Below are 16,934 nucleotides of genomic sequence, written 5' to 3' on the forward strand. Positions count from 1 at the left end.
CCGATCGCAATGTCGGCATATTGCTGGTCGCAATATCCGGGTATTACGCCTTTGCGATGCGCTTTTTCCAGGCGCGGATCTGCTTCCTCACCTCCGATGGCGCCGTGCCGCCGAAACTGGTGCGGCTCTTGATCGAGTTCTGCACCGTCAGCACCGAGAAAATATCCGGGGTGATGCCGGGGTTGATCGACTGCAGATCCTCCAGCGAAAGCTTCTCCAGCCCGACCTTCCTCTCCTCGGCTAACGCCACCGCGCGGCCGGTGACGTGGTGCGCCTCGCGGAACGGCAGGCCGAGCGTGCGCACCAGCCAGTCGGCAAGGTCGGTGGCGGTGGCGTGACCGGAGCCGGCGGCCTTCTTCATCGCCATGGCGTTGACCGTCATGTCCGAGACCATGCCGGTCATCGCGGCGAGCATCAGGTCGAGCGTCTCGGCGGCATCGAAGACCGATTCCTTGTCTTCCTGCATGTCCTTGCCATAGGTCAAAGGCATGCCCTTCATCACCGTCAGCAGGCCGACCAGATGGCCGTTGACGCGGCCCGTCTTGCCGCGCACCAGTTCGGCGGCGTCGGGGTTCTTCTTCTGCGGCATGATCGAGGAGCCGGTGGAAAACGAGTCCGATAGCCTGACGAAGCCGAACTGCGGCGTCGACCAGATGATGATCTCCTCGGCGAGCCGCGACAGATGCGTGGCGCAGATCGCCGCCATCGCCAGGAACTCCAGCGCGAAATCGCGGTCCGAAACGCTGTCCAGCGAATTGCGCATCGGCTCGCGAAAGCCGAGCGCCCTGGCGGTCTGGTGGCGGTCGATCGGGAAGCTGGTGCCGGCCAGGGCGGCAGCACCCAGCGGGCTCTCGTCCATCCGTTCGATGGCGTCGCGCACGCGCGACAGATCGCGTCCGAACATCTCGACATAGGCCATGCAGTGGTGACCGAAGGTCACCGGCTGCGCCGCCTGCATATGGGTAAAGCCCGGCATCACGGTCGCCGCGTGTTCCTCGGCCCGTTCCAGCAGCGCCCGGATCAGGCCCTTCAATGCTTCGGCGACGCGAAAGCACTCGTCCTTGACCCAGAGCCGCAGGTCGACCGCCACCTGGTCGTTGCGCGAGCGGGCGGTGTGCAGCCGGCCAGCCGCCGAACCGATGAGGTCGGCGAGGCGAGCCTCGATATTCATGTGGATGTCTTCCAACCGGGTCGAAAACTCGAAGCTGCCGGCCTCGATCTCTTTCAGGATCGTGTTCAGGCCGTGAGCGATTTTTTCTTGATCGGCCGCCGAAATAATGCCCGTTTGCGCCAGCATCTCGCTATGGGCGATCGAGCCTCTGATGTCCTGCGCATAGAGTTTGCGGTCGAACGAGATCGACGCGTTGATCGCTTCCATGATCGCGGCCGGACCCGAGGCAAATCGTCCGCCCCACATCTGGTTGCTGGTCTTCTTGTCGCTCATCGCTATAAAACCCGTGCTTCGGAGCAGTTTTGAGAAAATGGCAGACGGAAACAGATTTTTCCCGGCCCCGCGCCTGATCCTCGCCGCCCTGGTGGCGGGAGTGCTGGCCGGCGCGGTCGCGGTATATGTCAGCGAGAGCCGGTCTGGCAACAACGCCGCGCCGCAAGTGGCCGCCGACGACGGCAAGGACGACGTCGCCTGCGCCGCCAAGAGCGACCGCGCCAAGAAGATCGCCGCCGCTGCCACCGGCGAGGTTGCGGCGCTGTTGCCGGCCGATCCGCCGCAATCCATGAAGCGCCTCGCCTTCAACGGTCCGGACGGCAAGCCGATGACGATCGCCGACCATGCCGGCAAGACGGTGCTGCTCAATCTGTGGGCGACATGGTGCGCGCCTTGCCGTGCCGAAATGCCGGCGCTCGATGCGCTGCAGAAGGAGAAAGGCAGCGATGCCTTTCAGGTCGTCGCCGTCAATGTCGATACCGGCGACGATGTGAAGCCGAAGAAGTTCCTCAAGGATACCGGTGTCGCGACGCTCGGCTACTACCGCGATTCAACGATGGCGCTGTTCAACGACCTCAAGACGCGCGGCCTGGCGCTCGGCCTTCCCGTCACCATGCTGATCGACGGCGAAGGCTGCCTGATTGCCCATATGAACGGGCCGGCCGAATGGTCGGGTCCTGATGCCAAACGGCTGGTCGAGACGGCGCTCGGATCATAGCTTCAACAGAATTCGGTTTCGGGCGACCGCTTTACGCCGAACGTATGTTTGGCTTGAGCAACAGGAGGCTGCCATCCTGGCGGTCGGCGCGCAGCGGCGCGCGCTTGCCGAGGCCGGTCAGGTCGTCGAACGCCTCGATCGGCGCCGGTTTGCCGAGATAATAGCCCTGGCCGATCTCACAGGCCTCGGCGTCCAGGAACTTCAACTCGCCAAGGGTCTCGACGCCCTCCGCCAGGACCGGCAGGCCAAGGCCGCGCCCCAGCCCCAGCACGGCGCGCACGATCGCCGCGACCTGGCCGTTGGTGTCCACCGCCTTGATGAAGGAAGAGTCGATCTTGATCTTGTCGAAGGGGAAGGCGCGCAGGTTGGAGAGGGAGGAATAGCCGGTTCCGAAATCGTCCATGGCCACGCGCACGCCAAGCGCCTTGACCTGCCGCAGGGTTGCCAGCGCGCGCGGCATGTCCTTCACCAGTGCGGTTTCGGTGATCTCGAGTTCCAGCCTTGTCGCTGCAAGACCTGTCTTCAGCAAGGTCTCGTGGACCTTGCGGCTGAAATTGGGATTGTGGAGCTGTACGGCGGAGACGTTGACCGCGACCATGAGCGGGTTTTCCCAGCGGGCGGCCTCCTCGCAGGCTGCCTCGAGCACCCAGTCGCCGATCTGCCCGATGGCGCCGCTGTCCTCGGCCACCGGGATGAATATGGCGGGTGAGACCTCGCCACGTTCGGGATGGCGCCAGCGGATCAGGGCTTCGAAGCCAACCATCCTGCCGCTGCTGATCTCCTTCTGCGGCTGATAGACGAGATAGAATTCGCCACGCGCCACGGCCTGGCGCAATTCGTGCTCCATCACACGCTTGTCGCGGGCCTCGGCACCCATCGACGCCTCGAAATAGCGATAGGTGTCCCTGCCTTCGGTCTTGGCGCGATAGAGTGCCGTGTCGGCATGGCTGATCAGGCTGGTCTGGTCATCGGCATCGAGTGGATAGATCGCTATGCCGATGCTGGCCGAGACCAGACCGCCGCCGACGGCTGCCCGGTTTTCCTCGCGCATGGCGGCGAGCACTGCGCCCGCGATGCGACCCGCCGCCTGCGGGTCGGGCAGGTTGGGGGCGATGATGGCGAATTCGTCGCCGCCGAGGCGCGCCAGCATTTGCCCGTGACGCAGAACGCCGGCAGCGCAGCTTGCCACCCTCTGCAGCATCGCATCGCCGGCGCCGTGTCCATAAAGGTCGTTCACCTCCTTGAAGCGGTCGAGGTCGAGCAGCAGGAGCGCAAGATGCCTGCCCTTGACGCCTGCGCCGGTGTTCCCGATGCGGTTCATAGACGCGATTTCCGCGTCGAGACGGCCGGAAAAGGAGCGGCGATTGGCAAGTCCCGTCAAGGGGTCGAAATGGGCGAGGCGAAGGATCTCCTGCTCCGCCTTCTTGCGTTCGCGGATGTCGCGGACGGCAATGACATTGTGGGGCTTGCCGCAATAATCGATGCTGCGGGCGATCAGCTCGACGGGAATTCGCGTTCCGTCGCGGCTTTTCAACTCCGCCTCCCGCGGCTGACCCTCCAGGCTGGCCGTGCCGGATACGGCGTGTTCGTCAAAGAGACCGTCCAGCTCCGTGCCGTTCAGCATTGCGGCCACCGTGCCGGTCAGCTTGCCCATGCTGTCATTGGCGCTGACGATGCGGTTGCCGTCGCAGACGATCAGGCCCTCCACGGCGGCGTTGGCCAGGCCGTGCATGCGATCGACCTCGAGCTTCTGGCGGCGAAAGCGCAGATCGATCCACAGCGCCGATGCCGACAACACCAGGATCACCAGCGTGGCGGCGGCGGCCGCGAAAGCCTGCGAGGTCGGCTCGATCGTGTATTCGGATATGACGATCGAGGGATCGGGAAAGATCGAGACGGCGCCCATGCCGATGAAATGCAAGATGCAGATCGCCAGCGTCAGCAGCAGCGCGCCGACCGATGTCGCCAACAGAGAGGGGCGGCGCAGAACGGTACGCAGCGCCAGCGCCGCGAGCGCCACGCCGGAGAGCAGGGAAGCGGCGACAAGCAACAGGTTCCATTCTATCCGGCCCTGGACCTCGAATGCCGCCATGCCGATGTAATGCATGGCTGCAATGCCGCCGCCCAGGATAGCGCCGCCGACGAGATGATGGTCGAACTCGTCCCGCAAGGTGGCGATCCACATGCCGGCCGCCGTCAGTGCGACCGAGGCAGCGAGCGAGAGCACGGAGAGCTCCGGATCGTAGGCACTCGGTATGCCCGGCGTGAAGGCAAGCATGGCGATGAAATGCGTTGCCCAGATGCCGAAGCCGGTCGAGGTCGCCGCGATCATCAGCCAGACCAGGCGGTTCCGGTCGGTCGAGCGGCTGATGTGGTGAAGCAGGTTGACGGCGGAGAAACAGGAAATACCGCAGATCAGCGCGGCGAGTGCGACCAGTCTCAGATCGTGCTGGTTCACGATACAATTATAGACCGTCAACATCTTATTTCCCCCAACCCCTTGGAAATAAAACCGGAGATATGAGTGATTAATGCTTGGCCGTTGAAGGATCTATGAAGACGCCTGCAACCACAGCGTGCCTCTTTGGCGTAGCCGCGCCGCGGCAACGGGATATTCTGGCCGAAGCCAGCTATTTCAGGCGAACGGTCACCGCCAGGGCTTCATGATCCGAGCTCGGGCCGCCGCCCGGCAGCACCGCGGGGAGAACGGCAGGGGCGCTGGCCTCGAGGCCGCGCGTGAAGAACCAGTCGATGCGGCCGACCGGCGTCCCGGCCTCCCGTCGCTGGGTCGGCAGGTCGAGATTGTTGGCGGCCTGCCAATCATAGCCGCGCCCGGCAAGGACCGCGAACAGCGGTTCGTGACGCTCGACATGGATAAGGCGCCCGGGTTCGGCCGCGAGCCGCGCCATCCACGCTCGCGGGTCGTCATGGCGTTCCTCATGGCTAGCGGTCAGTGTGTTGAAGTCGCCGCCGAGCAGCACCGGCGCTTCCGGATCATATTTGTCGATAGCGTCGAGGAGATGGCGCGTCTGGATGGCCCTGCCGGCGGGATCGGTGCGGTTTTCCAGATGCACCGAGACGACCGTCACCTTGCGGTTGCCGATCCGCACTTGGCCACCGATCGCCATGCGCCCGCCGATGCGCGGCTGGTCGTGCTCGGGCCGGAACCAGCCGCCGGCGGCGTCGAGGCGCACCAGGAAGGGGCGCAGCAGCGGAAACGCGCTGGTTACGGCATTGCCGTGAAAGCCTTCGGCATTGGCGACCTCGCCGGTTGCCGCACGCTCGCCCTCGTTGCCGCCGCCAAGCTCGACGAACTCGACGCCGTAGGCGAAGGCATGCCCGAGCCGCTCCGCAAGGACGCCAAGAGGATGGCCGTTGCCGGAGCGCGCCATGCCGTTGTCGACCTCGGACAGCAGCACGACGTCCGGAGCCTGTCCGGCGAGCGTTGCGGCGATGGCATCGACATGACGGAGCCGCTCGACGTTCCAGGCCACCACCTTCAAGGCATCGCCGGAGTCCCCGCGCGACGCAGTGCCGCCGATCTCGATCTGGCCGAGGGCGGGAATGGCGGCGGCATGCCGCAAATGCGTGGCGCTGTCGCGGGGGCCGTCGCGCATCGCCTGCCTGTCGGCGACGGGTACATGTGTCAGCTTCCGCACCAGCATTTCATCATCCCTTTAGCCGGTTAATCATGACGGCCTTTGATGGTCTTTACGTCCTCGACAGCCGCCCTAGCTACCTAAGGCGCCGGTGTGACGTTTTCATGCCGGGGCAACCGCCAAGGGGGAGGAAAGACTGGCTGTCCACAGGCCCGAGAGGCCACAACAGAACTGTCACATACCTTCTCTAAGAGAGCGGGCAAGGATTTGCGCAAGACCCTTGTCAACAGCCATTCAAGAGGGAAGAAATTATGACCATCATCAAGCGGGGCCTCGCTGCCCTTGCCGCTGGCGCGCTCGGCAGCGCGCTGGCGGTTCCTGCCTTCGCGGAGCCGGTGAAATTCGACTTCTGGTTCGGCCTTTCGGGCGACCTCGCCCGCGTCGTCGACACGATGTGCAAGAACTTCAACGAATCGCAGAAGGACTATGAAGTCGTCTGCACCAGCCAGGGCAATTACGACGCCACGCTGCAGAACACCATCGCCGCCTTCCGCGCCGGCAAACAGCCCACCGTCGTCCAGGTTTATGACGTCGGCACCGCCACCATGATGCTGTCGGGCGCCTACAAGCCCGCCGACAAGCTGATGGAAGAGAATGGCTACAAGATCGACTACGCGGACTATTTCCCCGGCATCGCGCGCTACTACGCAACGTCGAAGGGCGAGATGCTGTCCTTTCCGTTCAATTCCTCGACCGCGCTGATGTACTGGAACAAGGACGCCTTCGCCAAGATCGGCAAGACCGAAGCGCCGAAGACCTGGGAAGACGTCGGCGCCGACCTTCAGGCCATGAAGGACGCCGGCTATGAATGCCCGATGGCGATCAATATCTCGGCCAACGAAAGCTGGCAGTTGATGGAGCAGTTCTCGGCGATCCATAACCAGCCGATCGCCACCAAGAACAACGGCTATGACGGCCTCGACGCCCGTCTCGAAGTCAACAAGACCAAGTTCGTCCAATATGTCACCGATCTCAAGAAGTGGTATGATGCCGGCCTGATCAAGATCAAGTCCAAGGATCTTGGGCAGGACATGGTCCAGGCCTTCGCGTCCGGCACCTGCCAGGTCATCCTGACCTCGGTCGGCGACCACGGCACCGTCGGCAGGACCCAGAAGGAAGGTATGAACTGGGATGTCGCCGAACTGCCGGTCTATGCCGGCACCGAGCGCAAGAATTCGCTCGTCGGCGGCGCATCGCTGTGGGTTCTCTCCGGCAAGTCGGATGCGGAATACAAGGGCGCGGCGGCGTTCCTCAACTTCATCCACGATCCCAAGACGGCTCTGTTCTGGTCGACCAACACCGGCTACATCCCGGTGACCAAGTCGGGCTTCGATTACATGAAGGGCCAGGGGTTCTACGACAAGGCGCCCTATAAGGGGCGTGAGGTCGCGATCGCCAGTTTGACCGCGTCCGAGCCGACCGAGATCACCCGCGGTATCCGCCTGGGCAATTTCACACAGATCCGCGCCGAGTTCGGCACGCAGATGCAGGCGATCTTCGCCAACAAGGTCAGTGTCCAGGAAGGTCTCGACACGCTGGTCAAGAATGGCGACGCCATCCTCGACCGCTTCCACCAGACCTATCCGGGCAAGACCCTGCCCTGATCGCTGACAAACTCATGGCCGCCCGCGGACGCTTCCAGGCATGATCTCCCGTTTCGAGATCATGCCTGGGTCGACGGGCGGCCATTTCGTTATTAATCTCACCTTTGCTTACAGCTAGCTGTCAAGCGGCGCCGGCGGACCGATGGAAAAACGCGTTACCTTCAGCAGGTGGACAATCGGCATCCTTTTCGCGGTGCCGCAACTTCTGCTGATCTTCACGTTCTTCTACTGGCCGGCAGGCCAGGCCGTATACTGGTCGCTGACGCTGCAGCAGCCCTGGGGCGGCGGCAATATCTGGGTTGGGCTCGACAATTTCCGCTCGATCCTGTCCAACGCCGACTATTGGAACTCGATCACCGCCAGCCTGGTCTTTGCCGGGATCAGCACGGGTCTGGCGATGTTCATCGCGCTGGTGCTCGCTGCCTTGACCGACCGGCAGCTCGCCGGCTCGCGTCTCTACCGCGTGGTGCTGATCTGGCCCTATGGCATCGCCGCACCGGCGCTGGCGCTGGCGTTCCGCTTCATCCTGGCGCCGGAAGCCGGCTTCATGGCCGTCGTCAACCGGGTCTGGCCCGGCTTCTGGGATCCCGGTCTCGATGGTGCCGATGCCATGGCGTCGATCATCGTCGCCTTCTCCTGGAAATATGTCGGCTACAACTTCATTTTCTTCCTGGCCGCGTTCCAGGCCATCCCGCGTTCGCTGATCGAGGCGGCGGCGATGGACGGCTCCGGCGTCATCAGGCGGTTCTGGGACATCCAGTTCCCGCTGATCACGCCGACGATCTTCTTCCTGCTGGTCATCAACATCACCGAAAGCTTCCAGGATTCCTTCGGCATTGTCGACATCATGACGTCGGGCGGACCGGCGAACGCCACCAATCTGATGGTCTACAAGATCTATTCCGACGGCTTCAAAGGCCTCGATTTTTCAGGCGCCGCCGCGCAGAGCATCATCCTGATGCTGCTCATCATCGTGCTCACCATCTTCCAGTTCCGCTTCATCGAGCGGCGCGTGCATTACAGGTGATATAGCGATGGTCGAGCGCACCCCGATCCTCAATTTCTTCACGCACCTAATCCTGTTCGTCGGCTTCGTCTTTTGTGTCGCGCCGTTCGTGATCGTGGCCATCGCTGCGTCGCACAACCTCAAGGACGTCAACGACGTCCCGATGTCGCTGCTGCCGGGCAGCGACTTCTGGGTTAACATCAAGACGGCGTGGACGACGGCGGATCTCGGCCCTAAACTTCTGAACAGCTTCATCGTCGCAGCCGGCGTGGCATCAGGCAAAGTGATCATCTCGGCACTCACCGCCTTCTCGATCGTCTATTTCCGCTATCCAGGGCGCACCTTCATCTTCTGGCTGATCTTCGTGACACTGATGCTGCCGCTGGAAGTGCGCATCGTGCCGACATACGCGGTCGTCGCCAATGTGCTGTCGCCCTATCAGGCCATTCTTGACGTAACCGGTATTAGCTGGCTGATCGAGAAGGTGTCGGGCGTGCAGGTCTCGCTCAACTTCGGGCTGCTCAATACGTATCCCGGCCTGATCCTGCCGCTGGTCGCCACCGCCACCGGGACGTTCCTCTACCGGCAGTTCTTCCTGACCGTGCCGGACGAGCTGACCGAGGCCGCGCGCATGGACGGCGCCGGGCCGCTGCGTTTCTTCATCGATATCCTGCTGCCGCTGTCGCGCAACAACATGGCCGCACTTGGCACCATCATGTTCCTGTGGGCGTGGAACCAGTATCTGTGGCCGTTGCTCATCACCACCGACCAGTCGCATGCAATGGCGGTGACCGAGCTCAAGCAGCTCATCCCCAATGTCGGCGGCGCCCCGGAATGGCATATCGCCATGGCTGGAACGCTGATCATCATGCTGCCGCCGCTGGTCGTCGTGGTGCTCATGCAGCGCTGGTTCGTGCGCGGCCTGATCGCCACCGAAAAGTGACCTGGACGAAAGTGACCTGGAAAGGACAGCCAATGGCCTCCATCACCATTCGCGACGTGAAGAAGAGCTACGCCAAGATGCAGGTCGTGCATGGCGTCGACCTCGACATCAGGTCGGGCGAATTCGTCGTCATCCTCGGGCCGTCGGGCTGCGGCAAGTCCACACTGCTGCGCATGATCGCCGGGCTGGAGGATATCTCCGGTGGCGAGATCGCGATCGACGGCACGGTGGTCAACAGACTGGAGCCGCGCGAGCGCGGCTGCGCCATGGTGTTCCAGAACTACGCGCTCTATCCGCATATGAGCGTGGCGCAGAACATCGGCTATTCGCTCAAGGTCGCCGGCGTTCCCGCCGCCGAGCGTACCCAGCGCATCCAGGCGGTCGCGCGCACGCTGGAACTCGAACAGCTGCTCGACCGCAAGCCGATGGCGCTTTCCGGCGGCCAGCGGCAGCGCGTCGCCATGGGGCGCGCCATGATCCGCGAACCGAAAGTGTTCCTGTTCGACGAACCGTTGTCCAATCTCGATGCCAAGCTGCGCGTGCAGATGCGCTCGGAAATCCGCAAGCTGCACCGCCGGCTGAACGCCACCTCCGTTTTCGTCACCCATGACCAGGTCGAGGCGATGACGCTCGCCGACCGGCTGGTGGTGATGAATGGCGGACGGGTCGAGCAGGTCGGCACCCCAGGCGAGATCTACACCCGTCCAGCCAGCCGCTTCGTCGCCACCTTCGTCGGCGCGCCGGCAATGAACATGCTCGAAGGCACGGTCGAACTCGACGGGTTGTCGCTGCTCGACGGCAGCCGGCGCCTGACCATGGCCCGCGCCGGCCTGCCGGTCGGCACCAAGGTTGCGATGGGCATCCGGCCGGAAGCCGTCCGGCTGGTGGCGCCGGGCACGGCGGGTTCCCTCAAGGCCACAGTCGACCTGGTCGAGGAGCTGGGCGCCGGGCGTGTCATCTATGTCGATCTCGACGGCGCGCCGTTTTCGGTGATGACGTCGGAGGCCGTGCACCCCGAGCCCGGCAGTGCCGTCGGCCTGAAGCTTTCGCCCGACGACATGCATTTCTTCTCGTCGGAGACGGGAACCCGTCTCGATGTCTTCAAGGCTTCCGTTCCCGAACCGGCGCTCTGATCCCGAAGCCTCCATCATCGCCGGAGACAGACCCCGGCCTTCGGCACCTCCAGGAAAGCATCATGAAAATCATTCAGGTCACGGATGTGCATCTTGGCCGGCAAGGCGAGCGCCGCTTCGGCGCGGACCTGCATCAGCGGCTGGCCTCATGCATCGCGCACATCAATGCGCATCACGCCGATGCGGCGCTTTGCGTCTTTACCGGCGACCTGACCGAGACCGGCGCGCCGGAGAGCTATGCCGATCTCAGGACTGCTCTGAGCACGCTGTCGATGCCTTGGCGGCTGCTGCCGGGCAACCATGACAGAAGGGCCAATCTCGTCGCGGCGTTTCCGGACATTCCGGTCGACGAGAACGGCTTCGTGCAGTCGGTCCATGACAGCGGGGAGGAAGTCTTGCTGTTCCTCGACTGCCTGGCGGAAGGGCGCGTCGAAGGCGAACTGTGCGGAACGCGGCTTGCCTGGCTGGAAGCCCGGCTCGAACAATCGGCCGGCAGGCCCGCCTACGTTTTCCTGCACCATCCGCCGGTCGCGCTCGGCCTGCCGCAGCTCGACCCGCTGGCGCTCGAACAACCCGAGCGGCTGCTGGGACTGCTGCGGGACTATGGCAATGTCCGCCACGTCTTCTTCGGCCATGTCCATCGCGACATCGCCGGCACGGTCGCCGGCATTCCGTTCTCGGCGCAGCGCGGCCTGCACGCCCGGTTCGAGCTTGCGCTTGACCGATCGAGCGAGACCGTCGAGCAGGCGCCGCCCTCCTATGCGGTCATCCTCATCGACAGCGCCAACCAGCGCGTGGTCGTGCATGGCTGCGATTTTCTCGAGCGGTGGCCGATCTATTCAGCCGAGACCGGCGCGCTCGTCTTGCCGGGCATTGCACCGGAGATGGACTGAGGCCGCATCTTGATCCGTGTTGGCGCCGGTCAGGCGAACACGTGCGCCTTGCCCGACACGGTGAGCCGCACGATCTCGCCGACCGCCGGTGCGTCCATGCCGGATTTGCGCAGGATCAGCGGCGTGTTGCCGATGGCGGCGGCGTCCGGCGGATCGAAATTGTTGAGGAGCCGCACCGCGATCGTGCATGTCGAGCCGGCGAATTCGGATTCCGTCACCTCGCCGAAAAGCATGTCGGGGGTGCCCGACATGCCCTCGCGCGATGTCCGTTTCAGCGCGATCTGCTCCGGCCGCAGCATGATGCGGGCGACATCGCGGCTGTCCGGCGAGTCGACCGCGATGCGGCCCAGCGGCGAGCTGGCGAAGCCACCCGATATCCTGGCCGGCAGGATGATGGCGTCGCCGAGGAACTCGGCGATCATCCTGTCCTTCGGCCGGAGATACAGTTCGCGCGGCGTGCCGACCTGCGAGAATTTTCCGTCGCGCATAACCGCCACCTGGGCAGCGAAGGACAGCGCCTCGGCCTGGTCGTGCGTCACCAGGATGGTGGTGATGCCGGCGGCCTCCAGCAGTTCGGCCACCGCCTTGCGCATCGAGGCGCGCAGGCCGGTGTCGAGCGCCGAGAACGGCTCGTCGAGCAGCATCAGCCTGGGCTTCATCGCCATGGCGCGGGCGAGCGCCACGCGCTGCTGCTGGCCGCCGGAAAGCTCGTGAGGGCGGCGCTTGAGGATCGCCTTGTCCAGCCCGACGATGTAGGCGAGCTCGACGATGCGTTCGGCGCGCTTGTCCTCGCTACGGCCCATGCCGAAACCGATATTGTCGGATATGGTCAGATGCGGGAACAGGGCGCCGTCCTGCGCCACCACGCCGATGCCGCGGCGATGTGCCGGAACGGCAACGCCGCCATTGGCCAGCACCTCGCCGTCGAGCACGATGCGGCCCTGGTCGGGCGCCTCGAAGCCGGCGATCAGCCGCAGCAATGTCGTCTTGCCGCAACCCGAGGGTCCGACGATCGCCGTGCGGCTGCCACTGGCGACACTGAGGTCGACGCCGGCCAGCGCGGCGACCGGGCCGTAATGCTTGTGCAGATCGCGGAGTTCAAGAAAGCTCATCGTCCGGCCATCCGTTTCGACTGGACATAGAGCAGCCAGGTCAGCGGCAACGACATCGCCACCATGATGAAGGCGTAGGGGGCGGCCGAGGCATAATCGATCTCGCCGCTGTAGGACCAGAACGCCATCGCGAGCGTGCGGGTGCCGTTCGGCGCCAGCATCTGGGTCGCGGTCAGTTCGTTCATGATGCCGAGCGCCACAAGGGCCATGCCGGCCGCCGCACCCGGCGCCGACAGGCGGATCGTCGTCGACCACAGCGCGTTGAGTGGACGCCGGCCGAGGCTGGACGCGGCGCGCTCGAGCTCGACCGGTGCCTGGGCGATCGACGCCCGCAGGCTGACCAGGGCACGTGGCAGGAACATCAGGGCATAGGCGACCAGGATGGTGAACAGGGTTTGATAGAGCGGCAGGGCGATACGCACGGTTATGGTGACCAGAGCCAATGCAATGACCACACCCGGCAGCGAGCCGACGATGTAGTTGCAACCTTCGAGCAGGCGCTGCAATGGCCCCGGCGCGCGGATCGATATCCAGGCCATCGGCATGGCGGCGACGGTGGCAAGCACAGCGCCGGCAAGCGACAGGAACAGCGTCTGGCCGAGAGCCAATCCGATCTCGTCGAGCCGCCAGACATCGGTGCCGCCGGCGAGCAGCCAGCGGCCGATGGTCACGAACGGCACGCCGAGCGCCAGCAGCGTGACGACCGCAAGCAAGGCCAGGCTGGGGATGGTGGCATGGCCAAGGCGCGTCCGTTGCTGATGCCGCGCCGCGCCGGACCCGACACGGGCATAGCGCTCCTCGCCGCGCACCAGCACTTCGAGGCCCAGAAGCACGAAACAGCATGTCACCAGGACACCGGCCAGCATGTTGGCGGCCGGCCCATTGAAGGTCGACTGGAACTGATCGACGATCGCGGTGGTGAAGGTATCGAAGCGGATGAAGACATAAAGGCCGTATTCGGCCAGCAGATGCAGCCCAACCAGCAGCGAGCCGCCGCAGATGGCGAGCCTGAGCTGCGGCAACACCACGCGCCGGAAGACGCGCCAGGGTCCAAGGCCAAGTGCCGCAGCCGCGTCCTCGAGGGCGGGATCGAGCCGGCGCAGCGCCGCCGACACCGGCAGATAGAGGAACGGGAAATAGGCGATCACGGACACCAGCACGCCGGCCCAAAGGCCGTGCAGACCGGGCACCATGGTGATCCAGGCGTAGCTGTGCACGAAAGCGGGAATGGCGAGCGGCGCCACGCACAGCCAGGCCCAGAACCGGGCGCCGGGCAGGTCGCTGCGCTCGGTCAGCCAGGCGAGCGCCACCGACAGGACGATGGCGATCGGCACGGCCAACAGCACCAGCAGGCCGGTGTTGACAAGCAGCTCGCCGACACGCGGCCGGAAGACCAGCGCCGAGACGGTCTCCCAGCCCGTTTGCACCGCGGTCCATATGATGAAGGCGAGCGGCAGCAGCGCCAGCAGGGAGACGAAGATGGCGGCGGCAACGAGCCAGCGCGCCGCGCGTCGCCGCGCCTTTCGGCGCACCTTCGGCGGCAGGCCCGGGCGCGCGAAATCGACTGCCGACTGCATCGGCTCAGGCGCCGTTCGGTTGCGGCGCGGCGGCGGCAATCATGGGACCATGGTCGCGGTCAGGAACGCAGCGTGTCGTCATGGACGAATGCATCTCGAAAACAAAACGCTCCCGCGGAAGGCAAAGTCCCGCGGGAGCACGGTCGGTTGCCCTTATTAGGACGAACGACAACTAAAGCAAGCCGGCTGCCGTCATCAGGTCGGTGACCTTCTTGGAGTTCAGCGTCGCGGCGTCGACCTTCGGCGCCTGCAGGTCAACCAGCGGCACCAGCTTGGGATTGGACTCCGCGCCCTTGCCGACCGCGTATTCGAAGGAGGTTCCGTTCTTCAGCACGTCCTGGCCGCCCTTGCCGGTCACCCATTTCAGGAAAGCCTGGGCTTCCTTCGGATGCTTGCTCGAGGCGAGCACGCCGCCACCCGAGACCGAGACGAAAGCGCCCGGATCCTGGTTCTTGAAATAGTGCAGCGCGACGTTCTTGCTGTTCTCGCCGGTCTTGGCCTGATCGCCGAAATAGTAATAGTGGTAGATCACGCCGCCTTCGATCTCGCCGGCGTTGACCGCCTTCATCACGGTGCTGTTGCCCTTATAGGCGGTGAAGTTCGCCTTCATCGCCTTCAGCCAGTCCGCCGTGGCGGCCTCGCCCTTGAGCTGCAGCAATGCGCTGACGATGGCCTGGAAATCGGCGCCCGAGGGCGACGCCGCCCAACGGCCCTTCCAGCTCGGGTCGGCGAGGTCGAGCAGCGATTTGGGCAACTGGTCGGCCTTGAGCTTGGTGGTGTTGTAGGCAAACACGGTGCTGCGCGCGGCTACACCCACCCATTTGCCGCTGGCCGCCTGATAGTCCTGCGGGACCTGGGCCAGCGTGTCGGCGTCGACTGGCGCGAACAGGCCGGCATTCTCGACCAGCACCATGGCCGGCGAATTCTCCGTCAGGAACACGTCGGCGGGCGAGGCGGTGCCTTCGGCGACGATCTGGTTGGAGAAATCGCTGTCGCCGCCATTGCGCAAGGTGACCTTGATGCCGGTCTCCTTGGTGAACCCTGCGGCCCATTCCTTGGCCAGGCTTTCGTGCTGGGCGTTGTAGACGATGATGCCGGCATCTTCGGCCATCGCCGGACCGGCGGCCAGGCCGATTGCAAGCGCGGTGGCACCGGCAAGGGCGCAAAGGGTGTATTTCATGGCGTCATCCTCGATCTGGTTGGTCTTGGCACGCTGCACCTACATATACCTGACATCGGTAGTCAACATTGTGATCTGCTTCAATCGGTCGCTGGAGCCGCAAAGACCGGTACGAAAGGGACAAATCCACGTGATGGAGGGCCGGATCGGCGACCTTTTTGCGCGACATACTCACAATGCCTGTAAGGCGACCCGCTGCGCGGCCGGACCTCAGGACCCGCAAACTTTCGTGACTTGCCCGTAGTTTGGCTTGGACATTATTTCGCCGGCCACGTAACAAATCAGTGCCGAAGCGCGAAAATCGGGGAGTGAACTCTTGTGAGCGGCAAGGACGAGGCCGAGCTTTCCCGGCTGTTGCGGGCCGCGATCGCGGGAGATGAAAGGGCCTACGCCGACTTTCTGCACCGGATCGCCGCGCTGGTGCGCGGTTTTGTCAGGCGCAAGATCGTGCAGGGCGGGGTCGATCCCGAGGATGTCGTGCAGGAAACCTTGCTGGCCATTCATGTGAAACGGCATACCTGGCGCCAGGACGCGCCGGTATTGCCCTGGGTCTATGCGATCGCCCGCTTCAAGCTGATCGATGCATTCCGGCGGCGCGGGCGGCGCATCGAGATCGACGTCGACGACATCGCCGAGACGTTCGCCGAGCCGGAAACCGAGACCGTCAGCGAACGCGACATCAACCGGGCCTTGGGCGGACTGCCGCCGGCACAGCGTTCCGTGGTCTCGGCCATATCCGTGGAGGGCCGCTCGATCGGCGAGACGGCGGCGAAGTTCGGCATCAGCGAGACGGCGGTGCGCGTGTCGCTGCATCGAGGGCTTGCCGCGATAGCCAAGAGATTTGGGCAGGGGCGGTTCGGGCGGGAATGACATGAGGACTGACGATCTCATCAAGGCGTTGGACGCCGATGCAGGCAGCATGGCGATGCCGTTGCGCTCGGCGTGGTGGCTGGCCGCCGGTGCGGCCATTGTCATCGCGGCAGTCGTTTTCCTGCTCACGATCGGTCCGCGTCCCGACTTCATGGCGGCCGCGCACACGGTGCGCTTTTTGTCCAAATTCGTTTTCACCATCGTGCTGGCCATCAGCGCCTTTGCCCTGATCCGCGCCCTGTCGACGCCAGGTGCCGCGACAGGCCGGGCCATGGCCGGGATGATTGCCGCGCCGCTGCTGGTGGCCGTGGCGGTGGGCCTGGAGCTCTTCATGGTGCCGGAGGCGCTGTGGGGCACGCGCATGGTCGGTTCCAACATGATGATCTGCATGGGCTTCATCCCGCTGATCGGGATCGGCCCGCTGGCGATCTTCCTGTGGATGCTGCGTTACGGCGCGCCGACGCGGCCCGTGCTTGCCGGCACGGTCGCGGGCCTGCTCGCCGGGGGGCTGGCCGCGACCTTCTATGCCGCGCACTGTTTCGACGATTCGCCGCTTTTCGTTGCCACCTGGTATACGATCGCGATCGCAGCGCTCGCCTTGCTTGGCGCGCTCGGCGGACGGTTTTTCGTGCGCTGGTAACACGATACCGCGTCCCGGCCGATGCATACCGATCCTTAATCATGCCGGCAATTGTTTGCCGGTTTCCCATGCCGACAGTACCCCAGACGCAACCTTTCCTTAAAATCGATCCTTCAAGGTTTTCATGGGAAAAAAGCGATTGCCCACGGGGGTGG

14 protein-coding genes are annotated in these 16,934 nt (G+C 64.4%); 8 read left to right on the forward strand and 6 right to left on the reverse strand.

The window, feature by feature from the left end; translation table 11 throughout:
- Positions 1-43 precede the first annotated feature (43 nt).
- The gene (gene argH, locus LB568_RS10785; RefSeq protein ID WP_224730089.1) at positions 44-1,444 is read right to left on the reverse strand and encodes an argininosuccinate lyase; all 1,401 of its coding nucleotides are present in this window, start codon (positions 1,442-1,444) and stop codon (positions 44-46) included.
- 37 nt (positions 1,445-1,481) lie between these two features.
- Here argH and tlpA point away from each other — a divergent pair, with 37 nt between their 5' ends.
- The gene (gene tlpA / locus LB568_RS10790) at positions 1,482-2,162 is read left to right on the forward strand and encodes a thiol:disulfide interchange protein TlpA (protein ID WP_224730090.1); all 681 of its coding nucleotides are present in this window, start codon (positions 1,482-1,484) and stop codon (positions 2,160-2,162) included.
- A 31-nt stretch (positions 2,163-2,193) separates the two neighbouring features.
- On the opposite strand, the gene LB568_RS10795 is transcribed toward tlpA, so the two are convergent.
- Together LB568_RS10795 and LB568_RS10800 are read right to left on the reverse strand one after the other, a co-directional pair.
- Positions 2,194-4,644 (reverse strand): EAL domain-containing protein, encoded by a 2,451-nt coding sequence (locus tag LB568_RS10795; RefSeq protein ID WP_224730091.1) that lies wholly within the window; start codon positions 4,642-4,644, stop codon positions 2,194-2,196.
- A gap of 148 nt (positions 4,645-4,792) precedes the next feature.
- Positions 4,793-5,827, reverse strand: a complete 1,035-nt coding sequence (locus LB568_RS10800; protein ID WP_224730092.1) for an endonuclease/exonuclease/phosphatase family protein — start codon at positions 5,825-5,827, stop codon at positions 4,793-4,795.
- A gap of 245 nt (positions 5,828-6,072) precedes the next feature.
- On the opposite strand from LB568_RS10800, the gene LB568_RS10805 reads away from it, so the two are divergent.
- The 5 genes from LB568_RS10805 to LB568_RS10825 all read left to right on the forward strand — a co-directional run bounded on the left by LB568_RS10805 (position 6,073) and on the right by LB568_RS10825 (position 11,400).
- Positions 6,073-7,425: an extracellular solute-binding protein gene (locus LB568_RS10805; RefSeq protein ID WP_224730093.1), complete on the forward strand. Its 1,353-nt coding sequence runs from the start codon at positions 6,073-6,075 to the stop codon at positions 7,423-7,425.
- A 142-nt stretch (positions 7,426-7,567) separates the two neighbouring features.
- A complete protein-coding gene (locus LB568_RS10810; protein WP_013892824.1) occupies positions 7,568-8,452 on the forward strand; it encodes a carbohydrate ABC transporter permease in 885 nt (294 codons plus the stop codon).
- 7 nt (positions 8,453-8,459) lie between these two features.
- Positions 8,460-9,374 carry an ABC transporter permease subunit gene (locus LB568_RS10815; protein ID WP_224730094.1) on the forward strand — a complete coding sequence of 305 codons (915 nt, stop codon included), beginning with the start codon at positions 8,460-8,462 and terminating at the stop codon, positions 9,372-9,374.
- A gap of 32 nt (positions 9,375-9,406) precedes the next feature.
- Positions 9,407-10,507, forward strand: a complete 1,101-nt coding sequence (locus LB568_RS10820; RefSeq protein WP_224730095.1) for a sn-glycerol-3-phosphate import ATP-binding protein UgpC — start codon at positions 9,407-9,409, stop codon at positions 10,505-10,507.
- Between the two features lie 62 nt (positions 10,508-10,569).
- Positions 10,570-11,400, forward strand: a complete 831-nt coding sequence (locus tag LB568_RS10825) for a phosphodiesterase (RefSeq protein WP_224730096.1) — start codon at positions 10,570-10,572, stop codon at positions 11,398-11,400.
- Positions 11,401-11,429: 29 nt separating this feature from the next.
- Here the strand turns inward: LB568_RS10825 and LB568_RS10830 are convergent, their stop codons facing one another.
- From LB568_RS10830 to LB568_RS10840, 3 genes are all read right to left on the reverse strand, one after another.
- Positions 11,430-12,512, reverse strand: coding sequence for an ABC transporter ATP-binding protein (locus tag LB568_RS10830; RefSeq protein ID WP_224730097.1), 1,083 nt, complete (start codon positions 12,510-12,512; stop codon positions 11,430-11,432).
- On the reverse strand, positions 12,509-14,089 hold the full coding sequence (locus LB568_RS10835; protein WP_224730098.1) for an ABC transporter permease: 1,581 nt from the start codon (positions 14,087-14,089) through the stop codon (positions 12,509-12,511). Before LB568_RS10835 ends, LB568_RS10830 begins: the two co-directional genes overlap by 4 nt.
- Before the next feature lie 172 nt (positions 14,090-14,261).
- On the reverse strand, positions 14,262-15,269 hold the full coding sequence (locus LB568_RS10840; RefSeq protein ID WP_041164568.1) for an iron ABC transporter substrate-binding protein: 1,008 nt from the start codon (positions 15,267-15,269) through the stop codon (positions 14,262-14,264).
- Between the two features lie 318 nt (positions 15,270-15,587).
- Here LB568_RS10840 and LB568_RS10845 point away from each other — a divergent pair, with 318 nt between their 5' ends.
- Both LB568_RS10845 and LB568_RS10850 read left to right on the forward strand, forming a co-directional pair.
- Positions 15,588-16,139, forward strand: coding sequence for a sigma-70 family RNA polymerase sigma factor (locus LB568_RS10845; RefSeq protein ID WP_013892831.1), 552 nt, complete (start codon positions 15,588-15,590; stop codon positions 16,137-16,139).
- A 1-nt stretch (position 16,140) separates the two neighbouring features.
- Entirely contained in the window at positions 16,141-16,779 is a 639-nt protein-coding gene (locus LB568_RS10850; protein ID WP_140573189.1) for an NrsF family protein, read from the forward strand.
- The last annotated feature ends 155 nt before the right edge of the window (positions 16,780-16,934 follow it).

Origin of the sequence: Mesorhizobium sp. B263B2A (assembly GCF_020165775.1) — a bacterium.
Lineage (GTDB): Bacteria > Pseudomonadota > Alphaproteobacteria > Rhizobiales > Rhizobiaceae > Mesorhizobium > Mesorhizobium opportunistum.

Bases quoted from the DNA above. Each gene is read 5' to 3' on its own strand.
- argH (WP_224730089.1), bottom strand. From the start codon at position 1,444: ATGAGCGACAAGAAGACCAGCAACCAGATGTGGGGCGGACGATTTGCC.
- LB568_RS10840 (WP_041164568.1), bottom strand. From the start codon at position 15,269: ATGAAATACACCCTTTGCGCCCTTGCCGGTGCCACCGCGCTTGCAATC.
- LB568_RS10835 (WP_224730098.1), bottom strand. From the start codon at position 14,089: ATGCAGTCGGCAGTCGATTTCGCGCGCCCGGGCCTGCCGCCGAAGGTG.
- LB568_RS10810 (WP_013892824.1), top strand. From the start codon at position 7,568: ATGGAAAAACGCGTTACCTTCAGCAGGTGGACAATCGGCATCCTTTTC.
- LB568_RS10805 (WP_224730093.1), top strand. From the start codon at position 6,073: ATGACCATCATCAAGCGGGGCCTCGCTGCCCTTGCCGCTGGCGCGCTC.
- LB568_RS10795 (WP_224730091.1), bottom strand. From the start codon at position 4,644: ATGTTGACGGTCTATAATTGTATCGTGAACCAGCACGATCTGAGACTG.
- LB568_RS10815 (WP_224730094.1), top strand. From the start codon at position 8,460: ATGGTCGAGCGCACCCCGATCCTCAATTTCTTCACGCACCTAATCCTG.
- LB568_RS10830 (WP_224730097.1), bottom strand. From the start codon at position 12,512: ATGAGCTTTCTTGAACTCCGCGATCTGCACAAGCATTACGGCCCGGTC.
- tlpA (WP_224730090.1), top strand. From the start codon at position 1,482: ATGGCAGACGGAAACAGATTTTTCCCGGCCCCGCGCCTGATCCTCGCC.
- LB568_RS10850 (WP_140573189.1), top strand. From the start codon at position 16,141: ATGAGGACTGACGATCTCATCAAGGCGTTGGACGCCGATGCAGGCAGC.
- LB568_RS10820 (WP_224730095.1), top strand. From the start codon at position 9,407: ATGGCCTCCATCACCATTCGCGACGTGAAGAAGAGCTACGCCAAGATG.
- LB568_RS10825 (WP_224730096.1), top strand. From the start codon at position 10,570: ATGAAAATCATTCAGGTCACGGATGTGCATCTTGGCCGGCAAGGCGAG.
- LB568_RS10800 (WP_224730092.1), bottom strand. From the start codon at position 5,827: ATGCTGGTGCGGAAGCTGACACATGTACCCGTCGCCGACAGGCAGGCG.